At 70.8% G+C, this 26,928-nt stretch carries 24 protein-coding genes; 9 read left to right on the top strand and 15 right to left on the bottom strand.

Annotated elements, in window-relative coordinates:
- The first annotated feature begins 52 nt into the window (after positions 1 to 52).
- On the top strand, positions 53 to 1,453 hold the full coding sequence (locus ACFWXQ_RS00360) for a cytochrome P450 (RefSeq protein ID WP_383945933.1): 1,401 nt from the start codon (positions 53 to 55) through the stop codon (positions 1,451 to 1,453).
- Between the two features lie 23 nt (positions 1,454 to 1,476).
- Here the strand turns inward: ACFWXQ_RS00360 and ACFWXQ_RS00355 are convergent, their stop codons facing one another.
- The 5 genes from ACFWXQ_RS00355 to ACFWXQ_RS00335 form a co-directional block, all read right to left on the bottom strand.
- Positions 1,477 to 2,724, bottom strand: a complete 1,248-nt coding sequence (locus tag ACFWXQ_RS00355; RefSeq protein WP_383945930.1) for a MalY/PatB family protein — start codon at positions 2,722 to 2,724, stop codon at positions 1,477 to 1,479.
- A gap of 111 nt (positions 2,725 to 2,835) precedes the next feature.
- Positions 2,836 to 3,327: a DUF6069 family protein gene (locus tag ACFWXQ_RS00350; protein ID WP_386267187.1), complete on the bottom strand. Its 492-nt coding sequence runs from the start codon at positions 3,325 to 3,327 to the stop codon at positions 2,836 to 2,838.
- A 20-nt stretch (positions 3,328 to 3,347) separates the two neighbouring features.
- On the bottom strand, positions 3,348 to 3,617 hold the full coding sequence (locus tag ACFWXQ_RS00345) for a hypothetical protein (protein ID WP_383945925.1): 270 nt from the start codon (positions 3,615 to 3,617) through the stop codon (positions 3,348 to 3,350).
- A 5-nt stretch (positions 3,618 to 3,622) separates the two neighbouring features.
- Positions 3,623 to 4,636, bottom strand: coding sequence for an RNA polymerase subunit sigma-70 (locus tag ACFWXQ_RS00340; protein WP_383945922.1), 1,014 nt, complete (start codon positions 4,634 to 4,636; stop codon positions 3,623 to 3,625).
- A 306-nt stretch (positions 4,637 to 4,942) separates the two neighbouring features.
- On the bottom strand, positions 4,943 to 5,683 hold the full coding sequence (locus ACFWXQ_RS00335) for an SDR family oxidoreductase (protein ID WP_383945919.1): 741 nt from the start codon (positions 5,681 to 5,683) through the stop codon (positions 4,943 to 4,945).
- A 95-nt stretch (positions 5,684 to 5,778) separates the two neighbouring features.
- Between ACFWXQ_RS00335 and ACFWXQ_RS00330 the strand changes: the two genes are divergently transcribed.
- Positions 5,779 to 6,339: a TetR/AcrR family transcriptional regulator gene (locus ACFWXQ_RS00330; RefSeq protein WP_383945916.1), complete on the top strand. Its 561-nt coding sequence runs from the start codon at positions 5,779 to 5,781 to the stop codon at positions 6,337 to 6,339.
- A 375-nt stretch (positions 6,340 to 6,714) separates the two neighbouring features.
- Here ACFWXQ_RS00330 and ACFWXQ_RS00325 read toward each other — a convergent pair whose 3' ends face one another.
- Positions 6,715 to 7,719, bottom strand: coding sequence for a LacI family DNA-binding transcriptional regulator (locus tag ACFWXQ_RS00325; protein ID WP_383945913.1), 1,005 nt, complete (start codon positions 7,717 to 7,719; stop codon positions 6,715 to 6,717).
- A 239-nt stretch (positions 7,720 to 7,958) separates the two neighbouring features.
- On the opposite strand from ACFWXQ_RS00325, the gene ACFWXQ_RS00320 reads away from it, so the two are divergent.
- The 5 genes from ACFWXQ_RS00320 to ACFWXQ_RS00300 all read left to right on the top strand — a co-directional run bounded on the left by ACFWXQ_RS00320 (position 7,959) and on the right by ACFWXQ_RS00300 (position 11,700).
- A complete protein-coding gene (locus ACFWXQ_RS00320) occupies positions 7,959 to 8,894 on the top strand; it encodes an amidohydrolase (RefSeq protein WP_383945910.1) in 936 nt (311 codons plus the stop codon).
- Complete coding sequence (locus ACFWXQ_RS00315) at positions 8,891 to 9,391, top strand: cysteine dioxygenase (RefSeq protein ID WP_383945907.1); 501 nt, start codon at positions 8,891 to 8,893, stop codon at positions 9,389 to 9,391. The genes ACFWXQ_RS00320 and ACFWXQ_RS00315 overlap by 4 nt, the downstream gene beginning before the upstream one ends.
- A 660-nt stretch (positions 9,392 to 10,051) precedes the next feature.
- On the top strand, positions 10,052 to 10,660 hold the full coding sequence (locus tag ACFWXQ_RS00310) for a hypothetical protein (RefSeq protein ID WP_383945905.1): 609 nt from the start codon (positions 10,052 to 10,054) through the stop codon (positions 10,658 to 10,660).
- Between the two features lie 160 nt (positions 10,661 to 10,820).
- Positions 10,821 to 11,234: an ArsR/SmtB family transcription factor gene (locus ACFWXQ_RS00305; protein ID WP_383945902.1), complete on the top strand. Its 414-nt coding sequence runs from the start codon at positions 10,821 to 10,823 to the stop codon at positions 11,232 to 11,234.
- The gene (locus tag ACFWXQ_RS00300; protein ID WP_383945899.1) at positions 11,203 to 11,700 is read left to right on the top strand and encodes an SRPBCC domain-containing protein; all 498 of its coding nucleotides are present in this window, start codon (positions 11,203 to 11,205) and stop codon (positions 11,698 to 11,700) included. The genes ACFWXQ_RS00305 and ACFWXQ_RS00300 overlap by 32 nt, the downstream gene beginning before the upstream one ends.
- A gap of 48 nt (positions 11,701 to 11,748) precedes the next feature.
- Here ACFWXQ_RS00300 and ACFWXQ_RS00295 read toward each other — a convergent pair whose 3' ends face one another.
- From ACFWXQ_RS00295 to ACFWXQ_RS00265, 7 genes are all read right to left on the bottom strand, one after another.
- Positions 11,749 to 12,165, bottom strand: a complete 417-nt coding sequence (locus tag ACFWXQ_RS00295) for a universal stress protein (protein WP_383945896.1) — start codon at positions 12,163 to 12,165, stop codon at positions 11,749 to 11,751.
- A gap of 1 nt (position 12,166) precedes the next feature.
- Positions 12,167 to 13,660 (bottom strand): APC family permease, encoded by a 1,494-nt coding sequence (locus ACFWXQ_RS00290; protein WP_383945894.1) that lies wholly within the window; start codon positions 13,658 to 13,660, stop codon positions 12,167 to 12,169.
- A gap of 106 nt (positions 13,661 to 13,766) precedes the next feature.
- Entirely contained in the window at positions 13,767 to 15,002 is a 1,236-nt protein-coding gene (locus ACFWXQ_RS00285) for a saccharopine dehydrogenase family protein (protein WP_383945891.1), read from the bottom strand.
- Between the two features lie 173 nt (positions 15,003 to 15,175).
- Positions 15,176 to 17,461 (bottom strand): protein translocase subunit SecD, encoded by a 2,286-nt coding sequence (gene secD / locus ACFWXQ_RS00280; RefSeq protein WP_386267182.1) that lies wholly within the window; start codon positions 17,459 to 17,461, stop codon positions 15,176 to 15,178.
- A 63-nt stretch (positions 17,462 to 17,524) separates the two neighbouring features.
- Positions 17,525 to 17,992: a hypothetical protein gene (locus ACFWXQ_RS00275; RefSeq protein WP_383954825.1), complete on the bottom strand. Its 468-nt coding sequence runs from the start codon at positions 17,990 to 17,992 to the stop codon at positions 17,525 to 17,527.
- A 129-nt stretch (positions 17,993 to 18,121) separates the two neighbouring features.
- Positions 18,122 to 18,370 (bottom strand): helix-turn-helix domain-containing protein, encoded by a 249-nt coding sequence (locus tag ACFWXQ_RS00270; RefSeq protein ID WP_383954823.1) that lies wholly within the window; start codon positions 18,368 to 18,370, stop codon positions 18,122 to 18,124.
- Positions 18,370 to 18,867 (bottom strand): DUF2975 domain-containing protein, encoded by a 498-nt coding sequence (locus ACFWXQ_RS00265; RefSeq protein ID WP_383954821.1) that lies wholly within the window; start codon positions 18,865 to 18,867, stop codon positions 18,370 to 18,372. The genes ACFWXQ_RS00270 and ACFWXQ_RS00265 overlap by 1 nt, the downstream gene beginning before the upstream one ends.
- A gap of 72 nt (positions 18,868 to 18,939) precedes the next feature.
- Between ACFWXQ_RS00265 and ACFWXQ_RS00260 the strand changes: the two genes are divergently transcribed.
- Positions 18,940 to 19,914: a hypothetical protein gene (locus ACFWXQ_RS00260; RefSeq protein WP_383954819.1), complete on the top strand. Its 975-nt coding sequence runs from the start codon at positions 18,940 to 18,942 to the stop codon at positions 19,912 to 19,914.
- 133 nt (positions 19,915 to 20,047) lie between these two features.
- Positions 20,048 to 21,280 carry a cysteine desulfurase-like protein gene (locus tag ACFWXQ_RS00255; protein ID WP_383954817.1) on the top strand — a complete coding sequence of 411 codons (1,233 nt, stop codon included), beginning with the start codon at positions 20,048 to 20,050 and terminating at the stop codon, positions 21,278 to 21,280.
- A gap of 40 nt (positions 21,281 to 21,320) precedes the next feature.
- Here ACFWXQ_RS00255 and ACFWXQ_RS00250 read toward each other — a convergent pair whose 3' ends face one another.
- Together ACFWXQ_RS00250 and ACFWXQ_RS00245 are read right to left on the bottom strand one after the other, a co-directional pair.
- Positions 21,321 to 23,144, bottom strand: a complete 1,824-nt coding sequence (locus ACFWXQ_RS00250) for a hypothetical protein (protein WP_383954815.1) — start codon at positions 23,142 to 23,144, stop codon at positions 21,321 to 21,323.
- On the bottom strand, positions 23,141 to 26,923 hold the full coding sequence (locus ACFWXQ_RS00245) for a DUF5682 family protein (protein WP_386267179.1): 3,783 nt from the start codon (positions 26,921 to 26,923) through the stop codon (positions 23,141 to 23,143). The genes ACFWXQ_RS00250 and ACFWXQ_RS00245 overlap by 4 nt, the downstream gene beginning before the upstream one ends.
- Between the last annotated feature and the right edge of the window lie 5 nt (positions 26,924 to 26,928).

The raw sequence follows: 26,928 nt of genomic DNA, 5'->3' as shown, positions 1-26,928 counted from the left end.
ACTACCGGCTGAAGGCGAGCCGGTACGGGGAGTGCGGAAGGGCGGCAGGGCGATGGAATCCCAGTTGGGCGACGGCGGATCCGTGGACGTGGACGAGACACCGCTGGAGGCGATGACTCCCGAACCGCTGCTCACCAGGGACTACGAGACACGCCCCTCACTGGTGTACGAACGGCTGAGGCAGCGCCACGGCCCGGTAGCACCGGTCGATCTCCTGGGCGTACCCGCCTGGTTGGTCCTCGGCTACCGGGAAGCGCTCGATGTACTCCAGGACGACGACGGATGGCCGAAGGGCCTGGAGAACTGGCGGGCCCGCTCGGAGGGCCGAGTACCGTCCGACTGGCCCCTCGGACCGTCCCTTGAGGTCAACCACATCCTGATCCAGGGCGGTCCCGGATACCCGCAGTTGCGTACGGCGTGGGACACGGCTCTCAGGCCGTTCCAGGACCCGCGCCACCCCCAGGCCAAGAAGCTCAAGACGGCCGTCACCGCCTACGCCGACGAGCTGATCACCCTGGTGGGCCAGGCCGGCGGAACGGGTCTCGCGGACCTGTCCGCCCAGTTCTCCCGCCCCCTGCCGCTGATGGTGGCAAGTCACCTGCTCGGCTTCCCCGGTTCACAGGGCGACGACGCGCTGATGGACATGTGGCGGGTCCTGGACGCCGGTCCGGACGCCGAGCCCGCCCTGGAGCGCCTGTTGGCGACGCTGGCGGACCTGGCGGCGATGAAGCTGAAGACGCCGGGGGACGACTTCCCCTCGCACCTGCTCGCCGCACACCCGGACCTCTCGCTCGACGAATTGGCCCGCGAGCTGTTCATGCTCCTTGGCATGACGTCCGACCACGTCGGCATCCTCATCTCCAACACGGTGGTCGAAGTCCTCTCCGGAGACGGCGGCGCGCGTGCCAGCCTGTCCGCAGGGATGGTCAGGGAGACCATGAACCGGGTCGTCATGCGCAAGCCGCCGCTGGTGAACTTCGTGCCGCGCTTCGCCGCCAGGGACACCCCGCTCGGCAACTACACGATCCGCGCGGGCGATCCGGTCTGGGTCTCCTCCGCGGCGGCGCACGCCGACCCGCTCTTCGCCGACAGCGCGGCGAAGAGCACCACCGTCAGCACCCGGGCGCACCTGTCCTGGGGCGCGGGCCGCCGCCAGTGCCCGGCGCGCGAACTCGCGTCCACGGTCGCGGCGGTCGGCGTGAGTCGCCTCTTCGAGCGGTTCTCCCACCTCGACCTCGCCCTCCCCGTCGACCAACTCCCGTGGCGCTCCTCGCCCTTCATGCGGGGCCTGCGCTCGCTGCCCGTACGGTACGAACTCGCCTCGGTGCCCGATCAGCCGCCGGCGCGCGACCCGGCAACGGAACCGGCCGAGGCGGCGCTGCCGGACCCGTCCGCCCGACAGCGTTCATCACTGTGGCGCTATCTCACGAGCCTTATCCGCTCCGGCCGTTGACGCAGGGGGCGCGCGTGACGGCCTCACCTCAGGTCCCGTACCGCGCGTCCCATTCTGTCCAGCGCCTGGCGCAGAGTGGCCGGTGACGCGGCGAAGTTGAGGCGTACGCATCCGGCGCCGCCGGTGCCGAAGACGTGGCCGGAGCTGAGGGCGACGCGGGCTTCGTCGAGGAACATCTTCGCCGGTCCGGCGAGGTCGCCCACGACGCCCGGCCCGTTGGCCCGGTGTTCGTCGTGCAGTCCCAGCCGTGTGCAGTCCAGCCAGGCCAAGTAGGTGCCCTGGGGCGGCAGATACCGGATGCCGGGGAGGTGTTCCTCGACCAGCTGCCCCAGCAGGGTTCGGTTCGCGTCGAGCCCACCCAGCAGTTCGTCGAGCCAGTCCCCGCCTTCCTGGAGCGCGGCCGTATGGGCGAGGATCCCCAGGTGGCTGGGTCCGTGACCGACTTCCTCCGGCATCCGGCGAAGGTCGGCTGCGGCCTCCTCGCCCGCGATGGCCAGGGCGGCTTTGAGCCCGGCGAGGTTCCAGGCCTTGGAGGCGGACATCAGGGCGAAGCCGTTCTCGGACCCGGACACGCTGAGGAACGGAGTGAACGTGGCGCCCGGCAGTACGAGCGGGGCGTGGATCTCGTCGGACACCACGCGGACGCCGTGCCGACGCGCGAGCGCCGCGATGGCCTCGAGTTCCTGGCGGGTGTGGACGACACCGGTCGGATTGTGCGGGTTGCACAGCAGAAAGGCCGGACATCGGCCGTGCCGCCGTGCCCGTACGAACGCGTCCTCAAGGGCGCCGAGGTCGATACGCAGGTCGGGGCCGAGGGGAGCCTCGATCACCTCGCGGGCGTCGTGGCCGACGAAGGCGTAGAACGGCGGGTAGACGGGCGAGCACATGACGACGGCGTCACCGGGGTCGGTGATGAGGCGCAGAACCTCGACGATGCCCATCATGACGTCGGGCACGACGGCAGTGTTCCCGACGCGAAGGCCGCCCCACTGCCAGCGGTCGGCGGCGAAGGCGGCCAAGGCCTCGGCGTAGGCGGTTCCGTGGGCGTAGCCGGTGTCGCCGAGGCCGATGGCCCTGTGCAGCGCGTCGACGACGCAGGGAGCCAGCGGAACGTCCATCTCCGCCACCCACAGAGGCAGTACGTCCTCGGGATGGGCGCGCCACTTCATGCTGGTACGCCTCCGCAACTGCTGCAGGGACACCTGCACGAGCGGATCGGTCCGCCTGCTCTCGGCGTCCTCGGATGCTGCCTGCTTCGTCGTTTCGGTCACACGATCCTCCAACGTCCGGGCGATGCGGGCCTGCTGGGCGGTTTCGGGACCCCTCCCCACGCCTCCCGCCTTGCACGCCCTTGCGCCGCGCATTGTCCCCTTGCGGGATCGTCAATCGGTCCGGGTGCGCAGGCTCCGGGTCAGGGCGGGGATCATCACCGCCGCAGGGATGAGGTGCAGCCCGAGGAGGGCGGTGGTGGTGGCTGTGTTCGCCCCGGAGAGCAGGGGTGGGACCAGCGAGATCGCGGTCAGCGACACTGCCGTCCACACGAATCGCGTGGCGGGGCGAGCGCTCCAACGAAGAAGGGCGACGGCAATGGCAGTGCCCACGACCGAGAAGAAGCCGGTCACCACGGCGAACCCTGACAGCGGGATGGTCTCGCCACCATCGGGGATCTCGAAGTCGACGCCGATGGCCTGGGCAAGTGCCGCGGCGAGGGTGGTGGCCGCCATCGCCGCGAGCGTGGCAAGGAAGCCGGTGCCGACGAGTCCGCGGAGCCGGTGGATGTGGCTGCTCCGGCCCGATGCCGGGCCTGCGACGACCCCGGTGTCATCCAAACCGTTCAAACCGTTCAAACCGTTCGTGTCGTTCATGTTGTTCATGTCGTTCCTCCAGCATTCGGCTACTGGCGTACGGGGTGTCGACCGGCATGTGACGGTCCTGGCCCGGGGGTGACGATGCGCACCGTGGCCGTGCGACGGCCGGGGTTGCGCAGGGCGCGGACGCCGGTACCGCGGAGCCAGAACCCGGCGTCGCGTCCGAGGACCGGCCCGGGCTCGCCGTCGCGCAGCTCCAGTTGCACCCGCCCGCGGGTGACGACGCCGAACGCGTCGTACCACTCCGCCTCGACCACCGCGACACGCGCGCCACCGCGCAGCGTGAGCGTCCGCACCGGTACTACTCCGTGCCGTCCGCCGGCAGGCGCTCCGGCAGCCCGAGCCGCGGGAACCGGTCGTCGTGGAACGTGATGATCTCGGTGATCGCGCCGCCGGTGACGCGCAGGACGTCGATCGTCAGAGGCAGGTACGCGCCCTCCTGCTTCCGCCAGTGGTAGAAGGCGAGGGCAGGCTGCCGGTTCACAGAGGTGGGGATGGCGCGCAGGCCCTTCATGCCCTCGAAGCCGCTCTCGATCATGTAGTTCACCACCGTGTCGCGGCCGACGTACAGGCCCGGCGTGGGCGGCATCGAGCAGCGGACGTCGTCCCTCAGCATCGCGGCGAGCGCCGGGACGTCCGTGGCCACGCTGGCGTCGGTATAGCGGCGCACCAGCTCGCGCGTCCCGGCGTCCTGTTCGCCGCCGGTCCAGTCCTGCCGCTCGGCGGGCAGGTGCTCCCGCATGCCGGCGCGGGCCCGCTGCAGCGCACTGTTCACGGAGTTGACGGAGTCCCCGAGGAGCGCCGCGACCTCCTTCGCCGGCCAACCGAGCACGTCCCGCAGGATCAGCACGGCCCGCGGGCGCGGCGCGAGGTGCTGGACCGCGACCAGGTACGCCAGCTCGATCGTCTCCCGCGCGACGGCGACAGTCTCTGGCTCGTCCGCGTCGCCCGCAGGGAGCTCGTCGAGCAGCCGGTCCGGGTAGGGCTGCAGCCACAGCACCTCACCGCCGGTAGCGGCCTCCGGTCGGCGCTTGGCGAGCAGGTCCAGGCAGGCGTTGGTGGCGATCCCGTACAGCCAGGCCCGGAACGTCGACCGCCCCTCGAAGGTCTCCCGCCGCCGCCAGGCACGCAGGAACGTCTCCTGCACGGTGTCCTCGGCGTCCTCGAACGACCCGAGCATCCGGTAGCAGTGCACATGCAGCTCCCGCCGGTGCCGCTCCGCCAGCCCCGAGAACGCCGCCTCGTCGACCTCGCCCAGCCCGCTCCCGCTCAGACCGCTCACGCCCAGCTCCTCCAACCGCGTGTCCGCACTCATCACGTCATCCTTCCGCCTCGCCGTGTCCCGTCGTAGGTGTGACGGGTGGGGATGCGAAAACTCATCACTGGGGTCGGCCGGCGCGGCGGAGCGTTTCTCATCCTTGGTGGGTCGGGTCTCCGACGTGGTGGAGAGCGAGGATTGCCTCGCGCCACAGCTTCGGCCGGTAGCGGCACCACTTGAACGGGATACACACGAAACCGCCGGCGCCCTGATACGCCTTGTCCGCGAAAGCCATCACGCCATCACGTCAGCGTGGGGTGCAAGCCGCAGGAGGCCGTCTCAGCCGACCGGTGGCCGTGAGTGTCACGCCTGGACGGTGGGGCGAACGTTGATTTCGCCGATCTCGACGTCGGCGGGCTGCTCGATGGCGAAGGCCACCGCGCGGGCGACCGCCGCCGGAGGGATGCCCATCGCGTCCATGTGCTTGCGCGTCTGCTCACGGACGTGCGGGTCCGCCATGGACTCGGCGAGATCGGTACGGATGTATCCAGGCGAGATGGCTGTCGTGCGCACCACCCCGTCAGTGGACTCCTTGCGCAGCCCCTCGTGGACGGTGCGCACCGCGTTCTTCGTGGCGGCGTAGACCGCCATCGAGGGGGACACGGAGAGGCCGGCCACGGAGACGATGCTCACCAAGTGGCCCGACCCCTGCTCGCGGAAGGCGGGCAGCGCGGCGGCGATGCCGTTGAGAGTGCCGCGAAGGTTGACATCGATCATGGCCGACCAGCCTTCGGTGTCGAGGTCGGCGAGCGGGCTGATCGGGGCGATGCCGGCGTTGTTCACCAGGACGTCGATACGGCCGTACTGGTCGATGGCGGTGGAGACCAGGCGCCGCAAGTCCTCGGCCTTGGTGACGTCGACGACGCACGTGGCGGCGCGGCCGCCCTGCTCCCTGATGTCCTGCGCGATGGCGTCGATGCGGTCGCTGCGGCGCGCCGAGAGTACGACCGCGGCGCCGCGCTCGGCGAGCAGCCGGGCCGTGGCCTCGCCGATGCCGCCACTCGCTCCGGTGATGGCGACGATCTTGCCGTCAAGAGTTAGCACTACTGCCTCCAAGTAAAGTGGACACGTGTCCGGTGTGTCATTCAGCCTACCGGACACGTGTCCACTTGTCGGAGGCGGAACATCAGGAGAGGCCCATGAGTACGCCTGCACGCCGTCCGGACGCGGAGCGGAACCGGACCCGCATTGTGGAGGCCGCCCGTGCGGCCCTTGCCGAGTCCAGCCACGTCCACCTCAACGAGATCGCCAAGCGCGCCGGTGTAGGGCAGGGGACGCTCTACCGGAACTTCCCCAGCCGTGAGGCGCTCCTCGCCGAGGTCTACCGGCGCGACGTCGAGGAACTCGTGGCCGCCTCCTCTGCTCTACTGGCGGACCACGAGCCCGTGGAGGCCCTGCGTCACTGGCTCGACCGAGTGATCGACTACGCCGAGATCAAGCACGGCGTCCTGGCCGCGCTGGAGCCGGCCGCGTGGCAGGACCTCGTCGCCCACAGCCATAACCCCATCGAAGGCGCCCTCGGTCACCTGCTGGACGCCGGGAAAGCGGCCGGCGCCATCCGTACGGATGTGGACGCCCACGGGGTCCTCCTGCTCATCGCCTACCTCGGCCGACTGAACCGGGATGAATGGGAGTCGATGGCACGGCCTCTGATGAACGTCATCCTCGACGGCCTTCGCCGACGGGACGCGGACCGGTGAGGGCTGCGGAGCAGGGTGAGGGCGGAGACGAGGCTAAGCGTCGCGGATCGGTGAGGGCGGGGGAGGAGGCAAGCGCCGCGGATCGGGACACGCGGCTTCTGGTTGCCGGCCGAGTCCAGTGAGGGCGCGGGACAAGGCGCTAGCCGTCGCCGCGGCCGTTAAGGGCCCCGTTCGCCCGGAGGTGATCCGCCCACGACCTTCAGGTGGCCTCGACCGAGACGATCGCCGAGCTGACCTGGGCGATCGAGCAGCGGAGCCGCGGTGTCGGTCCCTGTTCCACTGGACCGCCGAGGCCCGCTGGACCGCCGAGGCCCACTGGACGGTCAAGGCTCCCTGGACCCGCCAGGGTCCGCTGGACCGCCGAGGGCTCAGGTCTCACACCCGCACGGCAGACCCGCGCTCGCTCATCTGTGGTGCACACAGCACCCGCTTCTTCCGTACGCGCTTGCCCTCGATCGCCGCGACCGTCAGCCGGGCCGCCTCCGCCGCGATCTGGGTCAGCCCCCAGTCCACGGTGGTCAGCGGTGGCGTGAGCACGCGCGACACCGGGTGGTTGTCGAAGCCGACCACGGAGACGTCCCGGCCCACCTCCAGCGAGGCGTCCGCCGCGGCCGCGTACACCCCGTACGCCAGTGAGTCCGAGAAGCAGAACACGGCCGTCGCGGGGCGGGTCCCGTCGAGGACGCCGCGCGCCACCGCTGTCGCTTCGCCCAACTCCTGCGGGCAGGGGACCAGTTCGGCCTGGAGTCCGAGCCGGTCGGCCGCCTCGCGGACGTAGACGTCGGCGGGCCGGTCCGGGGTGCTCGGGCGGGTCGGGGTCAGCACGGTCACCCGGCGATGGCCGAGGCCGTGCAGATACTCCAACACGGCGTCGATGCCGGCCCGGTTGTCGAAGATGACCTGGCCGGCCGTGCGGGCCCGGCTCAGCGAGTCGCCGACGGCCACCACCGGCAGTGAGTCGGCGATCGTGGCCCAGCCCTTCGCGGACGGGTTCACGGGCGACACCAGCAGCGCGTCGACCCGCTGGTCGCGCAGCTGCTTGGCGAGGGCCAGTTCACGGTCGGGGTCGCCACCCGCGTCGAGGATCAGCGCGTAGCGGTCGCCGGCCAGCAGTTCCCGGCCGATCGCCGCCATCAGTTGCTGCTGCCAGAGGTCCTGGAGGTCGCCCGCGAGGACGCCGACCATGCTGGTGCGGCCGCTGACCAGTGCGCGGGCGATGGGATCGGCCTCGTAGCCGAGTTCGGCCGCGGCCTGGCGCACCCGCTCCTCGGTCTCCTTGGAGACGTGTTTGCCGCGCAGGGCGTAGGAGACGGCGGCGGTGGAGAGGCCCGTGGCCTCGGCCACCTCCCGGAGGGTGGTGCGCTTGCTGGGCCTGGCCATGCCCGGAAGCCTACCGGGAGGCGTCCGCATTGTGGGCACGCGGCCCGCCGGGCGCCGCCGTGGCCCCGTCCGCGGTCGAGCGCCGATCCTGGGCGCGAGGCCGTCGTCGCCGCCGACGCATGCTTGACAGGTCCGCTTGTTAATCGCTTAAGTTAACCGTATAAGTGAAACGCTTAACCTGGGTTTGACCGCCCCCATCTCACCCTTGCCGACATCCTTGCCAGCCCGAGGACCGCCGAGTGCCCACCGACGTCCACCAGCACATCTGGCCAACCGGCTTCATCAAGTTGCTGCGCTCCCGCACCACACCGCCGTACCTCGACGGCTGGACCCTGCACGCGGACGGCGAACCGCCCTACGAGGTCGACCCGGCCGACCACGACATCACGGCCCGTACGCGTCTTGCCGCCACCGACGGTCTGGGCCTCGCCCTGGTGTCCCTGTCCAGCCCCCTCGGCATCGAGTACCTGCCGCCCGCCGAGGCCGACCCACTGCTGGCGGCGTTCCACGGCGGAGCCCTCGCGCTCCCGGCCCCCTTCGGCGTCTGGGCCTCTCCCTGCCTGTCGGCACCTGACCCCGAGGCCGTCGAACGCGAACTCAGGCGTGGCTGCGCGGGCCTCCAACTACCCGCCACGGCCCTCCTCGACGCGGCCGGCTGGACCAGGTGCGCCCCGTTCCTCGACGTCCTCACCCGCCACGGCAAACCCCTCTTCATCCACCCGGGCGCCGTCCGGCCCACCCCCGACGCCCCTCCTTGGTGGCCCGCCCTGGTCCCGTACGTGCACCAGATGCACGCGTCCTGGTTCGCCTTCCGCGCCTTCGGCCGCGCCCGCCACCCCCGCCTGCGCGTCTGCTTCGCCGCCCTAGCGGGCCTCGCCCCACTCCACGGCGAACGGCTCGCGATCCGCGGCGGCGGGCGGGGCCAGGTCGACTTCGACGCGTTCTACGAGACCTCCTCCTACGGAACTCGCGCCGTGGACGCGGTCGTTCGTGCCGTCGGCATCGACGTGGTCGTCGGCGGCAGCGACCGCCCGTACGCACCGCCCGTCATCCCCGACCTCGGCGCGGCCGCCGCCGTCCACGCCCTGCGCACCACCAACCCCGCCCGCCTCCTGTACGGCCGCGACCGAGCCGTGTCCCCGTGGCGGACCCGACCCGAAGGGAGCCCCTCATGACGTACGAGTCCCTGCCCGACCGCACCCTCGACAAGCGCGAACTCCAAGCCCTCGTCGACGACCTCGCCACCCGCCCCGACCTCTGGCGCGAACAGGTCGCCTTCTCCGACGAGCAGCGGCACTTCGCGTCCTTGTACCGGGACGAGTACGTCGACGTCTGGCTGCTCTGCTGGACCCGGCAGAACGACACCGGCTGGCACGACCACGACATCTCCTCCGGCGCCGTCGGCATCGTCCAGGGCGCGCTCCACGAGTCCAACCCGCGCATCGGCGGCAGCCACCTGTCCGTCACCGTCGCCACCGGCGAGTCCTTCTGCTTCGGCCCCGAACACATCCACCGGCTCACCGGCGCCACCGACGACGCCGTCTCGATCCACGCCTACTCACCACCGCTGTGGCGCCTCGGCCAGTACGACATCACCGAGGACGGCCTGATGCGCCGCATCTCCGTCTCATACGCGGACGAGCTCCGCCCGCTGGACACCCCGGCGGCCTGAGACGGACCGTCTCGACCGACCCGGCATGCTCGACGCGCGGCGCGGGATCGTGGCCGAGCCACGGCTCGCCGCCGTCCATCAGATCAAGCCAGTCCCGCCAGTTCTCGAGACCGAAACAGCACCCGGGCGCCACTGTGACCCCGGTGGCCGTGTCCCGGACCCGCAGGCCACCGGGAGCAACGACGCACTCGGTCGCCAACAGACGCCCGACCTGCTCCAGACTGTCCTCCGGCGCGCCCGCCCGGCGCCGGCGCTGCCCCTTGTTGTAGTTCGTCAAGACCGCCATGGCAGTGCCGAGTTCGCGCGAAGACAACTCGCCAGACAGGGCCAGGAGCCGATCCGGAGGCGAGTCGGCAAGGGGCCACAGAGCGAAGTCGGCGGCCACGTAAGTCTCCAGTACGGCATCCACGATCAGCACGTCTCCAGTGTTGCCCGTCAGGGACGGGGACACCGCAGTCAAGTCCCCCAATGCTGCGCCCGTGTCAGCTGCTTGACGAGGGTCGGTGTCTCGTCTCATCGGAGTTGGACAGGTCCCACCGAACTTTGACGACATGGGTGTTCGTCTCAACGAACCTTGACCTGGCTCACGCGGGCTCGACGCCGCCGACCGTCCTGACGGCTTGTCCCGGCCGCTGTCGAGGGCCGGGATACTGTGGCCGGGTGAACGGATCGAACGCACCGGCCGAGTCGGGTGGACCTGCCCGCCGCCTCGATGCGCCAGGGGCATTGCTGTCCCTCCTGGGGACCGACGAAGCGGCCGTCGCGTTCTTTGCCGGCGTGGCAGACCTCGACGCGACCGACCCGGCCTCCCACGAGCTGGAGGAAGGGATCCAGCTCGCCTCCGGAACCCGGCTGGAGCAGTTCGCGCATGCCGGCTCGGGGGACGCGTTCTGCTTCGTCGGCGAGGGCGGCGAGGAGCGTCCGGTGGTGTACGTGAGCTTCGACGGTCAGGCTGGTCCGATCGCGGTTGGACTGCCGGAGTTGGTGCGGCTGTGTCTCGTGGCACCGTGGTGGCGGGACGCTCCCGGTCGGACGGCCGAAGAACTCCAGACGGTAGCCGACGTGTATCGGGGTGACCTGCCCGACCTCGACCGGCGACGCGACCTTGCGGCCCGGGCGCTCGGTATCGACCCCGCCGAATTGCCATCAGAGACGACGGCCCTTGCCCGGCTCGTGGAACTCTCCCGGGGGCCAGTGGCCGAGGCCTGTCTTGTCGTCGGATATGAGGGCCATCCGCTCGATCCCCTCTTCGATGCTGACCACCTCTGATCGTCTGGACATCGGGGCCGGACCAGGTGCCGGGTTGCTGGCCTCCGGGCCTGGCGTACAGCTACCGGCCAGCGGCCAGCGGCGAGTGGTCAAAGTGCAGTGAGATCGGTCCCGAAGCCCAACTTGCTAGGCCCGGTGGTAGCGGCTAACGTACAACCTGATGGTTGTACATCTGGAGTCTGCCGAGCGAGCTGATCGCATCTTTGGTGCCTTGGCCGATGCGACGCGGCGCGAGATCGTGGCTCTCACCCTGGCCGGTGAGTACTCGGTCTCGGACCTCGCGCGGCGGTTTCCGATGAGTTTCGCGGCCGTGCAGAAGCATGTGGCGGTCCTGGAACAGGCCGGGCTGGTCACCAAGGAGCGGCAGGGCCGGGAGCAGCGAGTCCGCGGCAACGCGGACTCCCTGCGTGAGGCCCATCGACTGCTCGACCAGCTGGCAGATGTGTGGCGTGGACGGATTGACCGGATCGGCACGATCCTTGCCGATTCTGAGCCTGATTCGGAGCCCGCCCTTCACCCCCGAGACGGCAAGGAGCACTCTCATGACCGTGATCGACGTTCAGAAGAATCCTGAAGCCCTCGCGTTGACGATCACCGCGCGGTTCGACGCGTTGCCGGACCGGGTGTGGCAGGTCTGGGAGGATCCTCGGCAGTTGGAGCGGTGGTGGGGGCCGCCGACCTATCCCGCGACAGTCGTCGACCATGACCTGAGCCCCGGCGGAGCGGTCACGTACTTCATGACCGGTCCGGAAGGTGACAAGCACCATGGGTGGTGGCGCGTCGTGGCCGTCGACAGCCCGCATCGGCTGGAGTTCGAGGACGGGTTCGCCGACGACTCCGGCAAGCCCAACCCGGACATGCCGACCATGACCGTCCGCGTGCGGCTCACGGCGGACGGCGAGGCAGCCACCCTGATGACTGTCGAGAGCACGTTCCCCACCGCCGAGGCGATGGAACAGCTGGTGTCCATGGGCATGGCCGAAGGCATGACCGCAGCCATGGGTCAGATTGATGCTCTGTTGGGCGAACCCGCAACCTGACCCACGACCTGACCCGCAACCTGACCCACCACCTGATGGCCGGGTGAGTCATTCCTCGGTCGGCACGCACAGGACAGGGACCCTCGACAGGTGCAGCAGCTTGTGGGGAGTCGAGCCCAGCAGCGCCCCGCGCATCGGGCTCTCTCCCCAGCTGCCCACCACGATGAACCTCGCCCCGTGGCGTGACGCGGCGTCGAGCAGCGCCTGGGCCGGCTTCTGGTCGATGATTTCGACCGTTGTCCGTACGTCGGCCTCGTCGGCCACCCTGACGGCGTGGTCGAGTGCGACGCGTCCGGCCTCGCGGACCGCTTCGCGGTGAGCCCCGTACTCCTCGCCCACGGTTCCCGGAGCCGCGGCGCCGTAGACCAGCACGAGCGGCTCGTCGAACGCGGTGGACACCTCGATCGCGACGCGCAGTGCGCGTGTCGCGCCCGGCGACTCGTCGTATCCGAGGACAACCGACATCTCAGGACTCCTTGCCGTGGACGAGATCGGCGTCGGCCACACCAGGGCGTTCCGACCAGAAGACCGGCGACATCAGCCGCCGTACGACCATGAGCACCACACCGATGAGGGCGATCCCGATGCCGATGACCAGCGGGGGACCGAGACCGAACCACGAGACACCGCTGTAGGAGTTCTCGGGGTCGGCCATGTCGGAGACCGATTCCACCAGCAGCCAGGCCAGCAGCCCGGCGCCGACCAGCGGGCCCAGACCGATGAGTACGAAGTAGCGCACGCTCTCGGTCAGATGGCGGCGGTAGTAGACCGCACAGGCGACACCTGTGAGCGCGTAGTAGAACGCGATCAGCAACGACAGCGCGGTGAGCGAGTCGAAGAGGGCGTTGGTGCTGATCTGGTTGACGATGAGGTACCACGCGATGGCGATACCTGCGACCCACCACGTGCTGACGTCGGGCGTACGGAACCGCGGGTGGATGTGTGCGAAGTGCTCGGGCAGCGCGTGACGGCGTGCCATGGACAGCGCCGTGCGTGATGCCGGGATGATCGTCGTCTGTGTCGACGCCAGCGCGGACGTCGACACCGCCAGCAGTACGACCCAGTCCCAGCCGCCCATCACCTCGGTGGCGAGCAGGGCGAAGACGAACTCCTCCTCGTCGGCGTTCTCGGCGAGGAAGGTCGTGCCGGCGTAGGCCACGACCGCGAAGCCGACCGACAGATAGGTCACCAGCAGCACGACCGTCGACCAGATGCCCGCCTTGCCGGGAGCGGTGGCGGAGTTCTCGACCTCCTCGGTGAGATTGACCGCCGACTCCCAGCCCCAGTAGATGAACACTCCCAGCAGCAGGGCTCCGGTCAGCGAGGCGCCGCCGGCCCCGAAGGGGTCCAGCCACTTGAAGGCGGGGTCGATGGAGTCGAAGGAACTGGTGCCCGCGTAGACCCGGTAGAGCGCCACCACGACGAAGGCGAGCAGACAGGCTACCTGCGCCAGGATGAGGACGTTCTGCACCTTGGCCGACACCTCGGTGCCGACGACGCACACGGCCGTCATCACGAGGATGAGCAGCACCGCGAGCAACTGGCGTACGAAGTCGTTGTCGGCCCAGCTGTCGAGGCCGAACGCGAGCAGCGCGAAGCTCACAGCGACGTCCGCCAGCGATCCGACGACCAGAACGCCTGTCATCGCGATGGCCCAGCCGCCGAGCCAGCCGGCCCACGGCCCCATGGCCCGGGTGACCCACGAGAAGGTCGTACCGCAGTCCTGGTCGACCTTGTTGAGGTAGTAGAACGCCGACGCGATCAACAGCATCGGCACGAACGACGCGACCATCACGCCCGGGGCGTAGATGCCCACCAGCGCCACGATCGGACCGATGACCGCCGCCAGCGAGTACGCCGGGGAGGTGGAGTTGAGACCGATGACGAGCGCGTCGACGAAGCCGATCGCGTTGGCCTTCAACCCGACAGGTGGGGGTGCGTCCGCAGTGTCGTTGGCCATGTTCCCTCGCTCCGGTTGTGCGTGAATCCATACAACAGGGCGTTGTGGAACTTTTTACGCTATTGAGGGCCTCTTGGATATGCATGTCACCTGGGTAGACGTCCGCCTACGTGTCCTCGCGCATGCCCCACGGTGAGCCGTACTCCGTCAGCAGGTCGAGGAACGGCCGGGGCGGCAGTGCCTCGGGGCCGAGCACTCCGCTGCCTTGCCAGGCTCCCGACGCGATGAGTTCGAGAGCGGCCACAGGGTTGATCGCGGTCTGCCAGACCACGGCCTGGGAGCCGTACTCCCGCATCGACCACTGGTTGTCGACCACGTGGTAGAGGTAGACCTCCCGGGGCCGGCCGTCCTTGGTGCCCTTGACCCACGTACCCGCGCACGTCTTGCCGTGCATACGGTCCCCGAGGCCGGCCGGGTCGGGCAGACAGGCGGCGACCACGTCCCGCGGGGAGACCGTGACCTTGCCCGTTCCGGTGCCGGTGCCGCCGTTCACGGTGACCGGGTCGGTGCGGTCCAGGCCCAGCTTGTGCAGGGTCTGGAGGACGCCGATGAACTCGTCGCCGAGACCGTACTTGAAGGTGACCCGCCGGGCCTTCAACCACCGGGGGACCAGCAGCACTTCCTCGTGCTCGACGTTGACGCACTCCACCGGCCCGATGCCCTCCGGGAAGTCGAAGACCTCAGGCTCGCTGAAGGGCGGCGTGGTGAACCAGCCGCGTTCCGCTTCGTAGACGACCGGTGGGTTGAGGCATTCCTCGATGGTCGTCCAGATACTGAAGGAAGGGGCGAAGTCGTAGCCGTCCACGACCAGGTTGGCGCCGTCGCGGATGCCGATCTCCTCGATCTCGTCGAAGAGGACGTCGGCGGCGTAGCGGGCGAAGACGTCCGACATGCCCGGCTCCACACCCATGCCGACCAGCGCGAGCCGGTCCGCCGCCTCCCACTCGGCGGACCGCGCGAACTGCTCGTCGCCCAGTTTCACGCCGCACTCCTCGTAGGGGCGGGTCGGGTGCGGCCGGGACAGGGACATCGCCATGTCCAGGTAGTGGGCGCCATGGGTGAGTGCCGCGTCGAACAGTGGCAGCACGAAACGGGGGTCGGTGGCGTTGAGCAGGACGTCACAGTGGTGCTCGGCGAGGGCGGCCCGCACACCGGCCGTGTCCGAGGCGTCGAGCCGCACCGCTGTGAACCTGTGCTCGTCCTCCCCGAGCGCCGCGACGGCCGACTCCGCCCGCGCCGGGTCGTAGTCGGCGACGACCATGTGCTCGTAGAAAGAACGCCGGGCCGCGATCCTCGTGATCGCGGTCCCGACGCCTCCCGCTCCGACCAAGAGAACTCGCATGGCGCAGCACTCCTTCGTCCCGCCGTCGCAGGGGGAGCCCCCTGGCTGTTCGGTGGGCCAGGACGATATCAGCCGGACCGCCCGGTGAGAGGTGACTGATCCGGAGATGTCGCGCCATGCTCGATCGACTTCGTATGGCCAGGTCAGAGGCGGAGTTCCACTGTGCTGTCTCCCTAGATCATTGCCGCGCCGCGTGGGGCCGAACGGGGTGTGGCGGTGGGCGGCGGTGGGGTGCTGCGGGCCTGGAGTTCGATGGCCAGGGGTGCGGCGGTGAACATCGAGGAGTACGTGCCCACGACGATGCCGATGAGCAGGGCGAGGGCGAAGTCGGTCAGGGAGTCTCCGCCCAGCAGGGTGAGGGCGGAGAGGATGAACACGGCTCCCATGCCCGTGTTCACCGTGCGGGGGAGGGTTTGCAGGATCGCGGTGTTGGCGAGGCGCGAGAACGGGGTCTTCCGGTCGCCTGCCGACAGTTCCCTGATCCTGTCGAAGACGACCACGGAGTCGTTGACGGAGTATCCGATCACGGTCAGCAGGGCCGCGAGGAACACTCCGTCGATCGGTTTGCCGAGCCAGGCGAAGACACCGACGAGGATCAGGGCGTCGTGCGCCATCGCGGCGACCGCGGATGTGCCGAAGGTCCAGCGGAAGCGCACCGCGAGGTAGAGCAACTGGGCGGCCAGGGCCGAGGCGAGGGCGATGAGAGCCCCTCGGCGCAGTTCGTCCCCGAGGCTCGGGCCGATCAGCTCGTCGCGGATCTTCTCGGCACCGCCCGCGAGGTCACCGATCGCCTTGTCCACCTTCACCGCCTCGGCGTTGGACAGCTGATCCGTCCGTACGGAGAGGTCGTCGTCGCCGGAGGACTGGACGACCGCGCGGGGCAGACCCGCGTCGGCCAGCGCGTCCCGGGCGCGGTCGGCGTCGACCGGGGCGGAGGTGGCGTACTCCATGAGCCGTCCGCCGGTGAACTCGACGCCGAAGTTCAGCCCTCGGAGCGCGATGCCCGAGGTGGCCAGGACGAGGGCGACGCCGGACGCGGCCAGCCAGGTGCGCCGACGGCGCATCAGGTCGGGATCGCGGCGGACCAGCCAGTCGCGGACCCTTCCGGTGTCCGCGATGCCCGTGAGACGGGGACGGCGTCGTACGGATCGACGGGCGACCGCGTATTCGGCGAGTACACGCGTGATGACCAGGGCGCTGAGCATGGAGGCGAGGACGCCGATGCCCAGGGTGACACCGAAGCCGCGGACGGGTCCGGACGCGAGGAAGAAGAGCAGACCCGCGGCGATGAGGGTGGTGATGTTCGAGTCGGCGATGGCGCTGAACGCGTTGCGGAACCCGGCGGTGAGGGCGGCTCGCAGGCCCTTGCTCTGGCGGGCCGCGTACTCCTCGCGGGTCCGTTCGAAGACGAGCACATTGGCGTCGACGGCCATGCCGATGGCCAGGACGAACCCGGCGAGCCCCGGGAGGGTGAGGGTGGCGCCGAGCGCGGCCAGAGCCGCGTAGGAGATGACTCCGTAGCAGGCCAGGGCCATGGCGGCCAGGGCGCCGAGGAGCCGGTAGACGGCGATGATGAACAGCGAGGTCAGCGCGGTGCCGATGATGGCCGCCCGGGCGCTGGCCTCGATGGCGGTGGCGCCCAGGGTCGGGCCGACGGTGCGCTGTTCGACGGTCTCGACCGGCACCGGCAGGGCTCCGCCGTTGATGAGCAGGCCCAGTTCACGGGCCTCGTCCCGGCTGAAGGAGCCGGTGATCTGGGTGGATCCGCCGGCGATGCCCGTACGGCAGGCGACGGAGGAGTTGACCTGGGGCGAGGAGATGACCTTGTCGTCCAGGACGATGGCGACGCGGCGGGCGGGATCGCCGGCGGGACGGCACGCCGCCTCGCCCGTCAGGCGGGCCCAGGCATCGCCGCCCGCTCCCTTGAAGTCGATGCCGACGTACCAGCCGGCCCCGCTCTGCGGGTCGATGCGCGCCTCGGCGCTGTCGACGTCCGCGCCGGTGAGCGCCGACGGACCCAGGCGTACGGGCTGCCCGGATTCGTCGGAGAGGACGCGTTCCGCCGACTGCTCGGGCGTCGGCTGTTGTGAGGATTCGCCGGTGTCCGCGGTACCGAGGACGGGATGGAAGGCGAGTTGGGCGGTACGGCCCAGAACGTCGGCGGCCTCACGCGGGTCCTGGATGCCGGGCAGCTCGACGATGATCCGGTTGTCTCCGGAACGGGCGATGGTGGGTTCGGCGACACCGAGCGCGTCGATGCGGTGGCGCAGTACCTCCAAAGTGCGGTCGGTGGCCTCCGAGTTGGCCTTGGCGGTGGGCGAATCACGGGTTTCCAGGACGATCTGAGTGCCGCCGCGCAGATCGAGTCCGAGGCGGACCGGCACGGTCAGGGTGATGTAGAGCGACAGGGCGAGAACGGCAAGGGCGAAGAACGCCCGCACGCGGATGGCGCGCGTCAAGGGTGCCTCCAACAGGCATACCGCAGCCGTGAGAAGGGTGCGGTGAGGATCGACTGGGTGACGTCAGATGCTGTTGGAAGGTGGCGGGCCGCGCCCGCTGTGACGCTCGTTGTGCTGTGGAGGCGTGAAGGTGCCCTGCGTGAGCGGCAGTTGCGGCCCGGGCTCCGGAAGCGGAAGCACCAGTGTGGGCGGGACGGACACCCCGCCCGGAGACAAGGTGTGCCACTCGCCCGGCGTGGCCCTGCTTACGCGGGGCTGTGGGCCGCAGGTGGTGGTGCAGGTGTCCTCGGCGTTGCTACGGGCGTCGGCCGTGGTGGCGACACTCGTGGCCGGGGGGATCCCCGCGGCCGGTGCCAGGCTCTGGTGTACGGCGGCTGCGACCGGCGTTGGCGCTGCGGTCGAGGCCGCGGCGGGGATGCCCTGGAGGCCGAGTACGCCGAGGAGTGTGAAGAGCGCCGCCAGAAGGGCGCCGGTGATGGGTGTGGGGTTCCGGCTGTTGGAGGTGGAGGACGCACGGGTCTGCTGTGCCATGCGATACCTCGCCTCCTCTGGGTTGGGCCGCTACCCGTGGCGGCCTTTGAGGACAACGCATGAGGAACGCATAAGGTTCGCGCGGGACGGTACGGACGGTACGGACGGCGAATCCGGTCCGGGACTTCCTCAGTCGCCGTTCTCGTTGTCGTTCTCGCCGTCGTTCGTGTCGTCGTCGGGAACCCAGCGCAGTACGTCGCCGGGCTGGCAGTCGAGGGTGCGGCAGATCGCGTCGAGGGTCGTGAACCGCACCGCCTTCGCGCGGCCGTTCTTCAGTACGGCGATGTTGGCGGGCGTGATGCCGACGGCGGCGGCGAACTCGCCCACCGACAGGCGGTGTCTGGCCAGCTGGACGTCGAGGTCGACGATGATCGCCATCAGACGACCGCGGCGATCTCGGTCTGCAGATCCGTCGCCTTGCGCAAGAGGCCTCGCATGATGACGGTGAGCATCGCGAACGCCGCTCCCACGCCCACGCTCGTGATCGCGGCGCCCAGGGCGCTGAGTTCATCCATGCCGTCGTCGGGAGACGGGATGTCGGCCACGAAGAGATGTCCGGCGACCCCCATCGCCAGCAGCGTCGCCACGACGGAGGATCCGATGACGATGTCGACCCACCGGAAGGCCAGCGGCGAGAAGATCGCGCCGCGTCGGACCATGGCGAGCAGCATCCACACCGCGACGAGGGCGACCTGGACACAGACAACCCCGACGATCGCCACCGTCACATACGGCGTGGCGAACGGGGCGTAGGGAGGGAAACGGTCGACCTCGTCCGCCGCCGTCGTCGGAATGACTACGATCTGGCCGAAGAGACCGACCAGGATCGCGGCGGCGATGCCGGCGCGGAGCGCGGCTATGAAGAGACGGTGCATACATCGATTATCGATTGATTTCGATCGAAAAGCAATCGATTTTGGGACGGGAACTCACCCGGGAGGTGCGCCGTGTCGAGAGGACCTGGGTGGCGGACGGCGGGCCTGGCCGGTCTCGCCCTGACACGGCGCTCCTTCCAGCGGCGGCGTCCCGCCGTACGTCCGATGCTCGATCTGCTAGAGCCGTGGGAGGAGGAGGTCGACGAGCAGGCCGCGCGCGTCCAGGTACTCACCGGGATCCGCGGGTTCCCTTATCGTCCGCGCCGAGTCGAGGACGTGCCGGGCGATGCGCTCGCTGCACTTCGCCGGGCCGTTGGGATCAGAGGGGTCGAGGACCTGTTCGTCGTTCCTGCCCAGGTCCGGCCCGGCCGCGGAGGCGGCCGCCGGCAGATTCTGACGCCTGCCAGTGTGCTCGGGTTCGGACCCGGCGGCGTGGCGATGTGGGTCGGTGCTCCCGCACTCCCCGGTGTGCGAGTGGTCCTCCGTCCGGAGCAGGTGGCCGCGATCGAGACCGCGCACATCCTGCTGTACGCCCGGCTGACGATCCTTGCCACCGACGCGCGGCTGAACATCCACTACAACGCCGTCGCCGACCACGAACTGCGCCCTTTGCTGCTGGCACTGCGTCGCCGTGTCGCCGGCACCGAACTGGAGCTGCCCGCCGCTCCCGAGCCGAACGCCGGGCTGCCGTACAAATGGCGACGCCTGCTCTCCTCAGGTGCGGCGTGCCTGGACGACGGCGATACGGTCGTTGCGGTCGCGGGTGCCCTGCCCGTGCCCCGGTGGGCCGAAGCCGCGTACGCCGCCGTCGTGCTCACGTCCCGCGAACTTGTCGTCCTCGCCGACCCTGTGCACGCCGATGGGGCCGGTGCCCGCCACGGAGTGGACACTCACTGTATTCCCCGGGCGAGGATCGAGCAGATCCGCGCGGACGGCCAGTTCCTGCGAGTGCGGGTCGGTGGAGCCGACCTCCAACTGCCGTTGGGTGGAGAACTGGCTGCCCGGGTCGTCGACGCCTTTGCTCGGCATCTGCCCACAGCTCAGTAGTTCTCGGCGGACGAAGCCGGAAGGTGCTGGACCCATGAGCCAGTCCTGGGCGAGATCTCCGTGAGGGCAGTCCTGGACGAGGTGCGTACTCTCGTCCAGGAACTGCCCCGGCACGGCACCCACAGGAGCTCTCGTGACGTACGACATCGCCGCCCTCCGCTCCCAGTTCCCGGCGCTGAGCGCCGGAACCGCGCACTTCGACGGTCCTGGTGGCACTCAGACTCCGCAGCCCGTGATCCGGGCCATCGCCGAGGCGTTGGCGCAGCCCCTGTCGAACCGGGGGCACGGGACACCGGGGGAGCGGAACGCCGAGAGCATCGTCACCAAGGCCCGTCAGGCGCTGGCCGACCTGTTGGGAGCACAACCGACAGGGATCGTCTTCGGCCGCAGCGCCACCCAGCTCACCTACGACTTCTCCCGCGCTCTCGCCAAGACGTGGTCGCCCGGGGACGAGGTGGTCGTCACCCGTCTCGACCATGACGCCAACATCCGCCCCTGGATTCAGGCGGCCGACCAGGCCGGTGCCACCGTGCGCTGGGCCGACTTCGATCCCGCCACCGGGGAACTGACCGCCGACGACGTCCGTGCCGTTCTGTCCCCGCGCACCCGGCTGGTCGCCGTGACCGCCGCCTCCAACCTGATCGGAACACGTCCCCCGATCGCCGAGATCTCGGGCCTGGCGCGCGATGCCGGAGCGTTGACGTACGTCGACGGCGTCCACTACACCGCCCACACGCTGGTCGACCTGGAGCGGCTCGGTGCGGACTTCTTCGTCTGTTCCCCGTACAAGTTCCTCGGCCCCCACCACGGAGTCCTCGCCGCCCGGCCGGAGTTGCTGGAAACGTTGCGGCCGGACAAGCTCCTGCCCTCCACCGACGCGGTCCCGGAGCGCTTCGAACTGGGCACACTGCCCTACGAGTTCCTCGCGGGCACGGAAGCGGCGGTCGAATTTCTCGCCGGCCTCGACACGGATGCCACAGGGACAAGACGACAGCGCCTTGCTTCGGCATTCGCGGCGCTTGAAGCGCATGAACAGGCCCTGCGCACGCAGCTCGACAAGGGCTTGTCCTCGCTCCAGGGTGTCCTGGTCCACTCCAGGGCGGTCGACCGCACTCCCACTCTGTTGCTCACGTTCGAGGGGCGCTCGGCGGTTGCGTCGGTTGCGTCGGCTGCGTCGATGGAGGCCTACCGGTTCCTCGCGGAGCGTGGCGTCCACGCGCCGTCCGGGTCCTTCTACGCGATCGAGGCCTCCCGTCGACTCGGCCTCGGCGACACCGGTGGCCTGCGGATCGGCCTGGCCCCCTACAACAACGCGGAGGACATCGAACGGCTCCTGGAAGGCCTGTCCGAGTTCCTGACGCTCTGAGGGAACCTTCGACTCGTTCAAGGGGCAGGCCCCCACTCGTTCAAGGGGAAGGCGGTAGCGCCGGATCCGCTCCCCACGCCGCGGCGCACAGCGATCGGTCGACCTCCTCGGTGTAGTGGGCCGCCGCGAGCCAGGCGTGGGCGAACCGGTTGATGTCGGCGGGGACGAGACGGCCGAAGACGTCCCGGGACCGGTCCGCTGCGGCCGAATGGAGTTCGTCGAGGAGGTCCCCGGCGCAGGCGAAACCGTAGCGGTCCAGGCGCCGGCTGTCGGTGGCACTGTTTCCGGCAAAGGCGAGCACGCGACGGCCCGCCGAGGCCGCCTGGTGGACACGGCGGCGCAGCAGATGCAGCGGTGCCTCGTCCGGGGTGGCTCGGGGTCCGGCGGGCGCCATCGCCGGGGCGGGCAGGTCCGCGTGCTGCAGGCGGTCGAGACCCAGGTCGAGATGGGCCCCGGAATCACGCGGATGGTCCGTGGCGAGGAGCAGTGCCCGGGGCAGGGGAGACGGGCCGAGACGGGCGACGACACGCAGTCGGGTGCCCGTAGCGCCCGCGAGGAGACGCAGGTTGTCGCGGTAGGGCAGCGCGGGGTGGTCATGGGCGGCGGCGAGACGGAGCGTCAGTCCGTCGCAGTCGGCGAGCAGACAGTCCCCGGCTGCCTCGCGGACCGTACCGGTGAGGGTCACGTCGAGGAACAGCAGGCCGTCCCCGCCGGTCAGGGCACGTGACACCTGATCGGCGACGGGCAGTTCCCACAGGCCGGCGAGAGGACCCTCGCGCCAGGCGGCGCCGGACGCGCGCACCGCCCGTACGCCCGCGCCCGCACCCAGTCGGCCCGTCGGGGAGACGGTCGCACCGGAAACGGCGAGCCCGGCCCGTGACAGTTCGCGGTGGGTGAGAGCCGTGTCCCCGATGCGTACGGCCCGGTCGGCCGCACCCACCGCCCGGCCGGGTCCTCCCGGGACGACGTCCGAGACCGTGTAGAGGCGGCCCTCGGCGTCTGCCGTCCAGGTGACCGCTCCCGCGTATCCGGTCGCCGTGAGGACCGGCTCGGAGAAGAGGCCGTACAGCCGCAGGGACCCGTCCGGGGTGTACGGCTGCCGTGCGGTGCCGCGCAGGGCGGCGAGTTCGGGGCCGGTGGAGCCCGGAAGGCGATGGGCTGTCCCTAAGACGTCGCGGAGGGCGGCGGTCAACTCGGTGAGGCGGTACGCCGGTTCGGCACCGCGGGCGGCGCGCAGTTGCGTGACCACGGATACCGCCGAGGCCGCGATCCGGGGCAGACCGCTGATCCGCGCGGTGTGGGCGGCGCGCAGCAACTCCGCCTGCAGCACGGCTCCCGCCCCGTCCGTACCGGCTTCGAGTACGGCGGCCGCGGCGTCGTACATGGCTTGCGCGGCGGTGCGCTGGTCTGGGGTGGGGGCCTCGGGCTCCGTGGGTGACACGGGCTGGGTGTCCGTCGAGATCACCTTGTTCGCGGAGGCGGCCGGTGTGCGCGGGGAGCCGGTCACGTCCTGGCCGACCGATGCGGGCACGGCGCCCGGTGTCGACTGTGGCTGAGGCTCGGACTCGAGCTCGGGTTCGGCGATCGGTGCCCCCGAGGCCGCGGCCGCGCGGTGGAGGCAGTCCGGTGCCAGCAGGCAACCGCAGCGGATCGCGTCCGCGCTGGTTACCGTGCCGCCGGGGGCGTGCAGTTCGAGATGGGTGTCGTCGTCGACGGCGATGCGTACGGTGTCGCCGTCGCGGACGGCCGGCCGCCCCGCCAGCTTGGTGACGCCGGCGTCCAGCCTCTTGCGGAGGCGGGGCGTGAGCCCTTGGACGAGTTCGGCGGTGACGGCCGGGGCGACCGGAGGCAGGTCGAGGCTCAAGAGACTTTCTCCCCTACCCAGCGGGCGAGTTCGAGTGGGCTGAGGGCGGCGACGGGCATGCCCGCGGCGACGAGCTGGCCGGCGACGCCGGTCGAGTACCGGGGGCGGCCGGAATCGTCCAGGCTCGCGCAGCCGAGTACATGGCAGCCGGCCCCGACGAGACTGCGGACTTCGGCGAGCAGACCACCGAGGGGGTAGCCCTCCTCGAAGTCGCTGATGACCACGACGAGGGTGCGGGACGGCACGGTGACGAGTTCGCGGGCGTGGCGCAGCCCCGCGGCTATGTGGGTGCCGCCGCCCACGCTGACCTCAAGCAGCAAGGACAACGGGTCGTCGACATGGTCGGTGAGGTCGATGACCTCCGTGGAGAAGGCCAGGAAATGCGTGGACAGGGTCGGCACTCCGGCCAGGACGGAAGCCGTTAGGGCGGCCCAGACCGTCGACGCCTCCATGGAACCCGAGACGTCGGTGACCAGGATCAGGCGCCAGTCCGCGGCGCGTTTGGCGCGCGAGCGGAAGACGGGGTGCTCCGGGATGACCTGGACGGTGCCGTCCGGACCGCGGCGCGCGGTCGCGAGGTTGGCGCGCAGCGTGCGGGGCAGATCGAGGCCGCCGCCCGGCCGTCGGCTGGGGCGCGGCAGGACCGTTCCGTGCAGCGCGGGACGCAGACGCGTGGCCAGTTCCCGGGTCAGCGCCTCGACCAGGCGGCGGACCAGCGGGCGCAGGGCGGCCAGTTGTGCCTCGGGCAGTCCTCCCGCGTGCTGGAGCATGGCGCGCAGCAGGTCGACGGAGGGCCGCACGACGTCCGGGTTGAGCTCGGCGATCACGTCCTTGCGGCCCGATGCCGCGGCCGCCGCCAGCACCTCTTCCCGGATGCCGGGGCCGAACAACGCGGCCAGTTCCTCGGACCACTCGCGCACTCCCGGGTACGAAGGCTCTCGGCCGCCCCCGCCACGTCGGCGAGGTCCGGTCAGGTCGCCCCTGCTGCCCTCACCGCGTCCACTGCCGTACAGCTCGTCCAGCGCCGTCGCGAACGCCGAGGCCGAGCCCGGCAGTTGATCCGTACGACGGCCGAGTACGAGCCGCCAGCGGTCGGCGGACGCGAGGACGTGATCCTCGGGGGAGCGCTCAGCAACTCGCTCGGTCGGTTCGGCCGGCTCGGTTGCTTCGGGGTTTTCGGACGCCGGAACGAGGGTGTCCCCCTTGGGCGGAGGCAGTAGCCCGAGCGTGCGCAGGGCGGCGCGGGCCGCGAGGTCCGCGCGGGTCCAGGTGGCGAGTGCGGCGGGGTCGACGCCGCCGGTGTCGGCGAGATGCGTGGTGGCGAGGCGCTCTTCGACGGTGTCGAGGAGCCGGTCGCGTGCCGCCGGACTGAGGGTGTCGAAGCCTCCCCGGAGCGCGGGGAGCCGATCGAGGAACTGCCGGTCGGGCATGTCGACGATGCGGTTGAGCAGCGGCTCCAGGGCGGGAGCCGCCGCTTCGAGGAGCGGACCCGCGGCGGTCAGTACCCCGATGAGCCGGTCGGTGAGGGCGGTCCGGGCTTCCGGGGTGCCGGCCGAGTCGACCCACGAGGCGATGCGATCGCCCAGAACATGCGGGTCCTCTTGACCGAGGAGAACGCGTACGGCTCCGGCGGCGCCGCGCATCAGCGGGGAGCCGTCGGCGGCCAGCCGGGCGAGCGCGTCGGCGAGGCGTATCCCGCCCAAGAGGTCCGCGCGATGGGCGAGTTCGAGCAGCGCGTGCGCGTCGCCCCGGTCCTCGGAACCCATGAGACCGTCCACCTGCCGCACCGCGGCGGCGGTCAGCAGCTCGGCGACGGCGCCCACCGTGTCCGTACGTTCCGCGTCACGTTCCTCGTCGGCCCCGAGGCCTGCGACATGACCTGCCCGCAGTCGGTCCAACAAGGCCAGAGCGGCGAGGAGTTCCGGCAGCGTGGCGGACTGCGGCAGCACGTCGCGGACGTCGGCGAGGCGTTCGTCCGTGAGGGCGGGCAGGCCGCACTCCGCCGCCTGCCGAAGGCCGTGCAGGGTCTGCGCGGCCGTGGGCCCGCCCTCGTCCCGCTCCGCACGCCGACGCTCGCGCAGCAACCCCTCGGCAGCCTGCGCGGGGGTGACTCCCCGGATACCGGCCGCAGTCAGCATGGCCGCCGTGGCGGGCGTCCAGCGCACCTCCCAACGAGAGGTCAGAGCCTCGGAACCGCCGGCGCCGACAACCTCTTTGGAGTCTCCGTACGGAACACCGCACACGGTCAGGCGCTGCAGCAGGAGCTCACGGCGGCGGTCCAGGTCGGAACGCAGCGGGTCCAGGCGCAGATCCCGCGTGGCGTCGGCGCCGCGGCTGTCCGGCCCGGGCAGCCCCAACGCCGCCAGCTCCGCTTCCACCGCCGGAGCGAGCCCGCTGCGGGGCGCCCCCGGTGCGGGGCGGCCGCCGCGCGTTCCCACGAGCACCCGTTCCATCGCCTGCGCGACGGCCCGGCCGCGCCCGTACGGCTCACCCTGTGTGAGTACGGTCTGCACGGCTTCGACCAGCTCGCCCCGGCCGGCCGCGGGGAGTCCGCGCAGCCGGGCGAGGTCTCCCGCGAGGCGGCAGATCTCGCGGGCGTCGGCGGGTCCCGACGGGTGGCCGAGAGTGCGTAGTTGGGCGCAGATCTGTACGGCGGCACGGGTCAGGGCGTCTTCCAGCGCGGCCGGGTCGCCTGCCGCGCCCAGGACCAGGTGCTGCCATTCCGGGTCCCGGATGCCCGCCGGGTAACCGGACCGCTCGTCGAGAAGCGCGTAGGTGTAGGGGATGAACGACGTCGTCCATGCCGGGCCCCCGGCGGCGTCCGGGCCGCCGGGTGCGGGCGACCGGGGTTCCGCCGGTGTGCCGGGTGACGTCAACGCCGGGGCGTGGAAGGCGCCGACGACCACGGCGGCGCGTTCGCCGTTCGAGGTGGCGGCGGCAAGCCGGGCGCGCATCCACGCCTCGCGCCGCAGGTCCAGCTCGGGCACGCCTCCCGAGGCGGCCGCGTCCTCGCGCAGCGCCCAGCCCGTCAGGAGGGCGGCCCGCCGCAGCGCTTCGGGAGGCGAGCCCGGGGCGGTGGCCTCGACGAGGCGGTCCCACAGGTCGTCACCGGTACGGCCCGTGAGCCGGGCTCGTAGCGCGGTGGCGAGACCGGCTCGGCCGGACGTCTCGTGGACGCCGACGGGATCGGGAGCGTCCGGTGTCTCGCCAGTGGCCGGTGAGGGTGTGGGGCCCGCGGCTGTCTGTGCGGTTGGTGTGGGGGCGGGGCTGCCGGGCGCTTGTGCAGGGGCCGGAGCGGTGGGACTGCCGGCAGGCGATGCGGACGCCGGAACGGTGGAAGGGGCGGGCGGCTCCGGAGCCGAGGACCCGTCCGTGCCGTCGTCCGGGCACGCCGGGGCATGCCGTTCGGCGCTCCACGCCCGGTCCGCGAGCGGCAGGTCGCAAGCGACGACCGGCACGTCGTGCCGCGCGGCCCAGCGCACGGCGGCGAGTTCGGGCGAGAAGTCGGCGAAGGGGTAGAAGGCAGGGCCCCGGCCGCCGCCCCCGTCGCGGGGAGCGGCGGCGAGGGCGACGGGGGCCCGCGTCTCCTCATGACCGAGCCAGGGCAGCCATTCCTGCATCTCGTCGGGGAGTTCGACGAGCAGCACGTCCGGCTTGGCCGCGTCCAGCAGCGCGGGCACGGCCGCGGCCAGGGAGGGCGCGTGGTGCCGTACGCCGATGAGATAGGGCGCCGCCGGGTCGGTGAGGGCCGCGACGGCTTCGTCGGGGGAGAGGGGCACGGCGG

The organism is Streptomyces sp. NPDC058697 (assembly GCF_042715345.1).
Classification (GTDB): domain Bacteria; phylum Actinomycetota; class Actinomycetes; order Streptomycetales; family Streptomycetaceae; genus Streptomyces; species Streptomyces liliifuscus.
The sequence above is the reverse complement of the archived record's forward strand: the minus strand, read 5'-3'. Positions and strand labels throughout refer to the sequence as shown.

Coding starts and splice junctions, on each gene's coding strand:
- ACFWXQ_RS00360 (WP_383945933.1), top strand. CDS start 53: ATGGAATCCCAGTTGGGCGACGGCGGATCCGTGGACGTGGACGAGACA.
- ACFWXQ_RS00350 (WP_386267187.1), bottom strand. CDS start 3,327: ATGAACAACATGAACGACACGAACGGTTTGAACGGTTTGAACGGTTTG.
- ACFWXQ_RS00340 (WP_383945922.1), bottom strand. CDS start 4,636: ATGAGTGCGGACACGCGGTTGGAGGAGCTGGGCGTGAGCGGTCTGAGC.
- ACFWXQ_RS00330 (WP_383945916.1), top strand. CDS start 5,779: ATGAGTACGCCTGCACGCCGTCCGGACGCGGAGCGGAACCGGACCCGC.
- ACFWXQ_RS00325 (WP_383945913.1), bottom strand. CDS start 7,719: ATGGCCAGGCCCAGCAAGCGCACCACCCTCCGGGAGGTGGCCGAGGCC.
- ACFWXQ_RS00315 (WP_383945907.1), top strand. CDS start 8,891: ATGACGTACGAGTCCCTGCCCGACCGCACCCTCGACAAGCGCGAACTC.
- ACFWXQ_RS00305 (WP_383945902.1), top strand. CDS start 10,821: ATGGTTGTACATCTGGAGTCTGCCGAGCGAGCTGATCGCATCTTTGGT.
- ACFWXQ_RS00300 (WP_383945899.1), top strand. CDS start 11,203: ATGACCGTGATCGACGTTCAGAAGAATCCTGAAGCCCTCGCGTTGACG.
- ACFWXQ_RS00295 (WP_383945896.1), bottom strand. CDS start 12,165: ATGTCGGTTGTCCTCGGATACGACGAGTCGCCGGGCGCGACACGCGCA.
- ACFWXQ_RS00290 (WP_383945894.1), bottom strand. CDS start 13,660: ATGGCCAACGACACTGCGGACGCACCCCCACCTGTCGGGTTGAAGGCC.
- ACFWXQ_RS00285 (WP_383945891.1), bottom strand. CDS start 15,002: ATGCGAGTTCTCTTGGTCGGAGCGGGAGGCGTCGGGACCGCGATCACG.
- ACFWXQ_RS00275 (WP_383954825.1), bottom strand. CDS start 17,992: ATGGCACAGCAGACCCGTGCGTCCTCCACCTCCAACAGCCGGAACCCC.
- ACFWXQ_RS00270 (WP_383954823.1), bottom strand. CDS start 18,370: ATGGCGATCATCGTCGACCTCGACGTCCAGCTGGCCAGACACCGCCTG.
- ACFWXQ_RS00265 (WP_383954821.1), bottom strand. CDS start 18,867: ATGCACCGTCTCTTCATAGCCGCGCTCCGCGCCGGCATCGCCGCCGCG.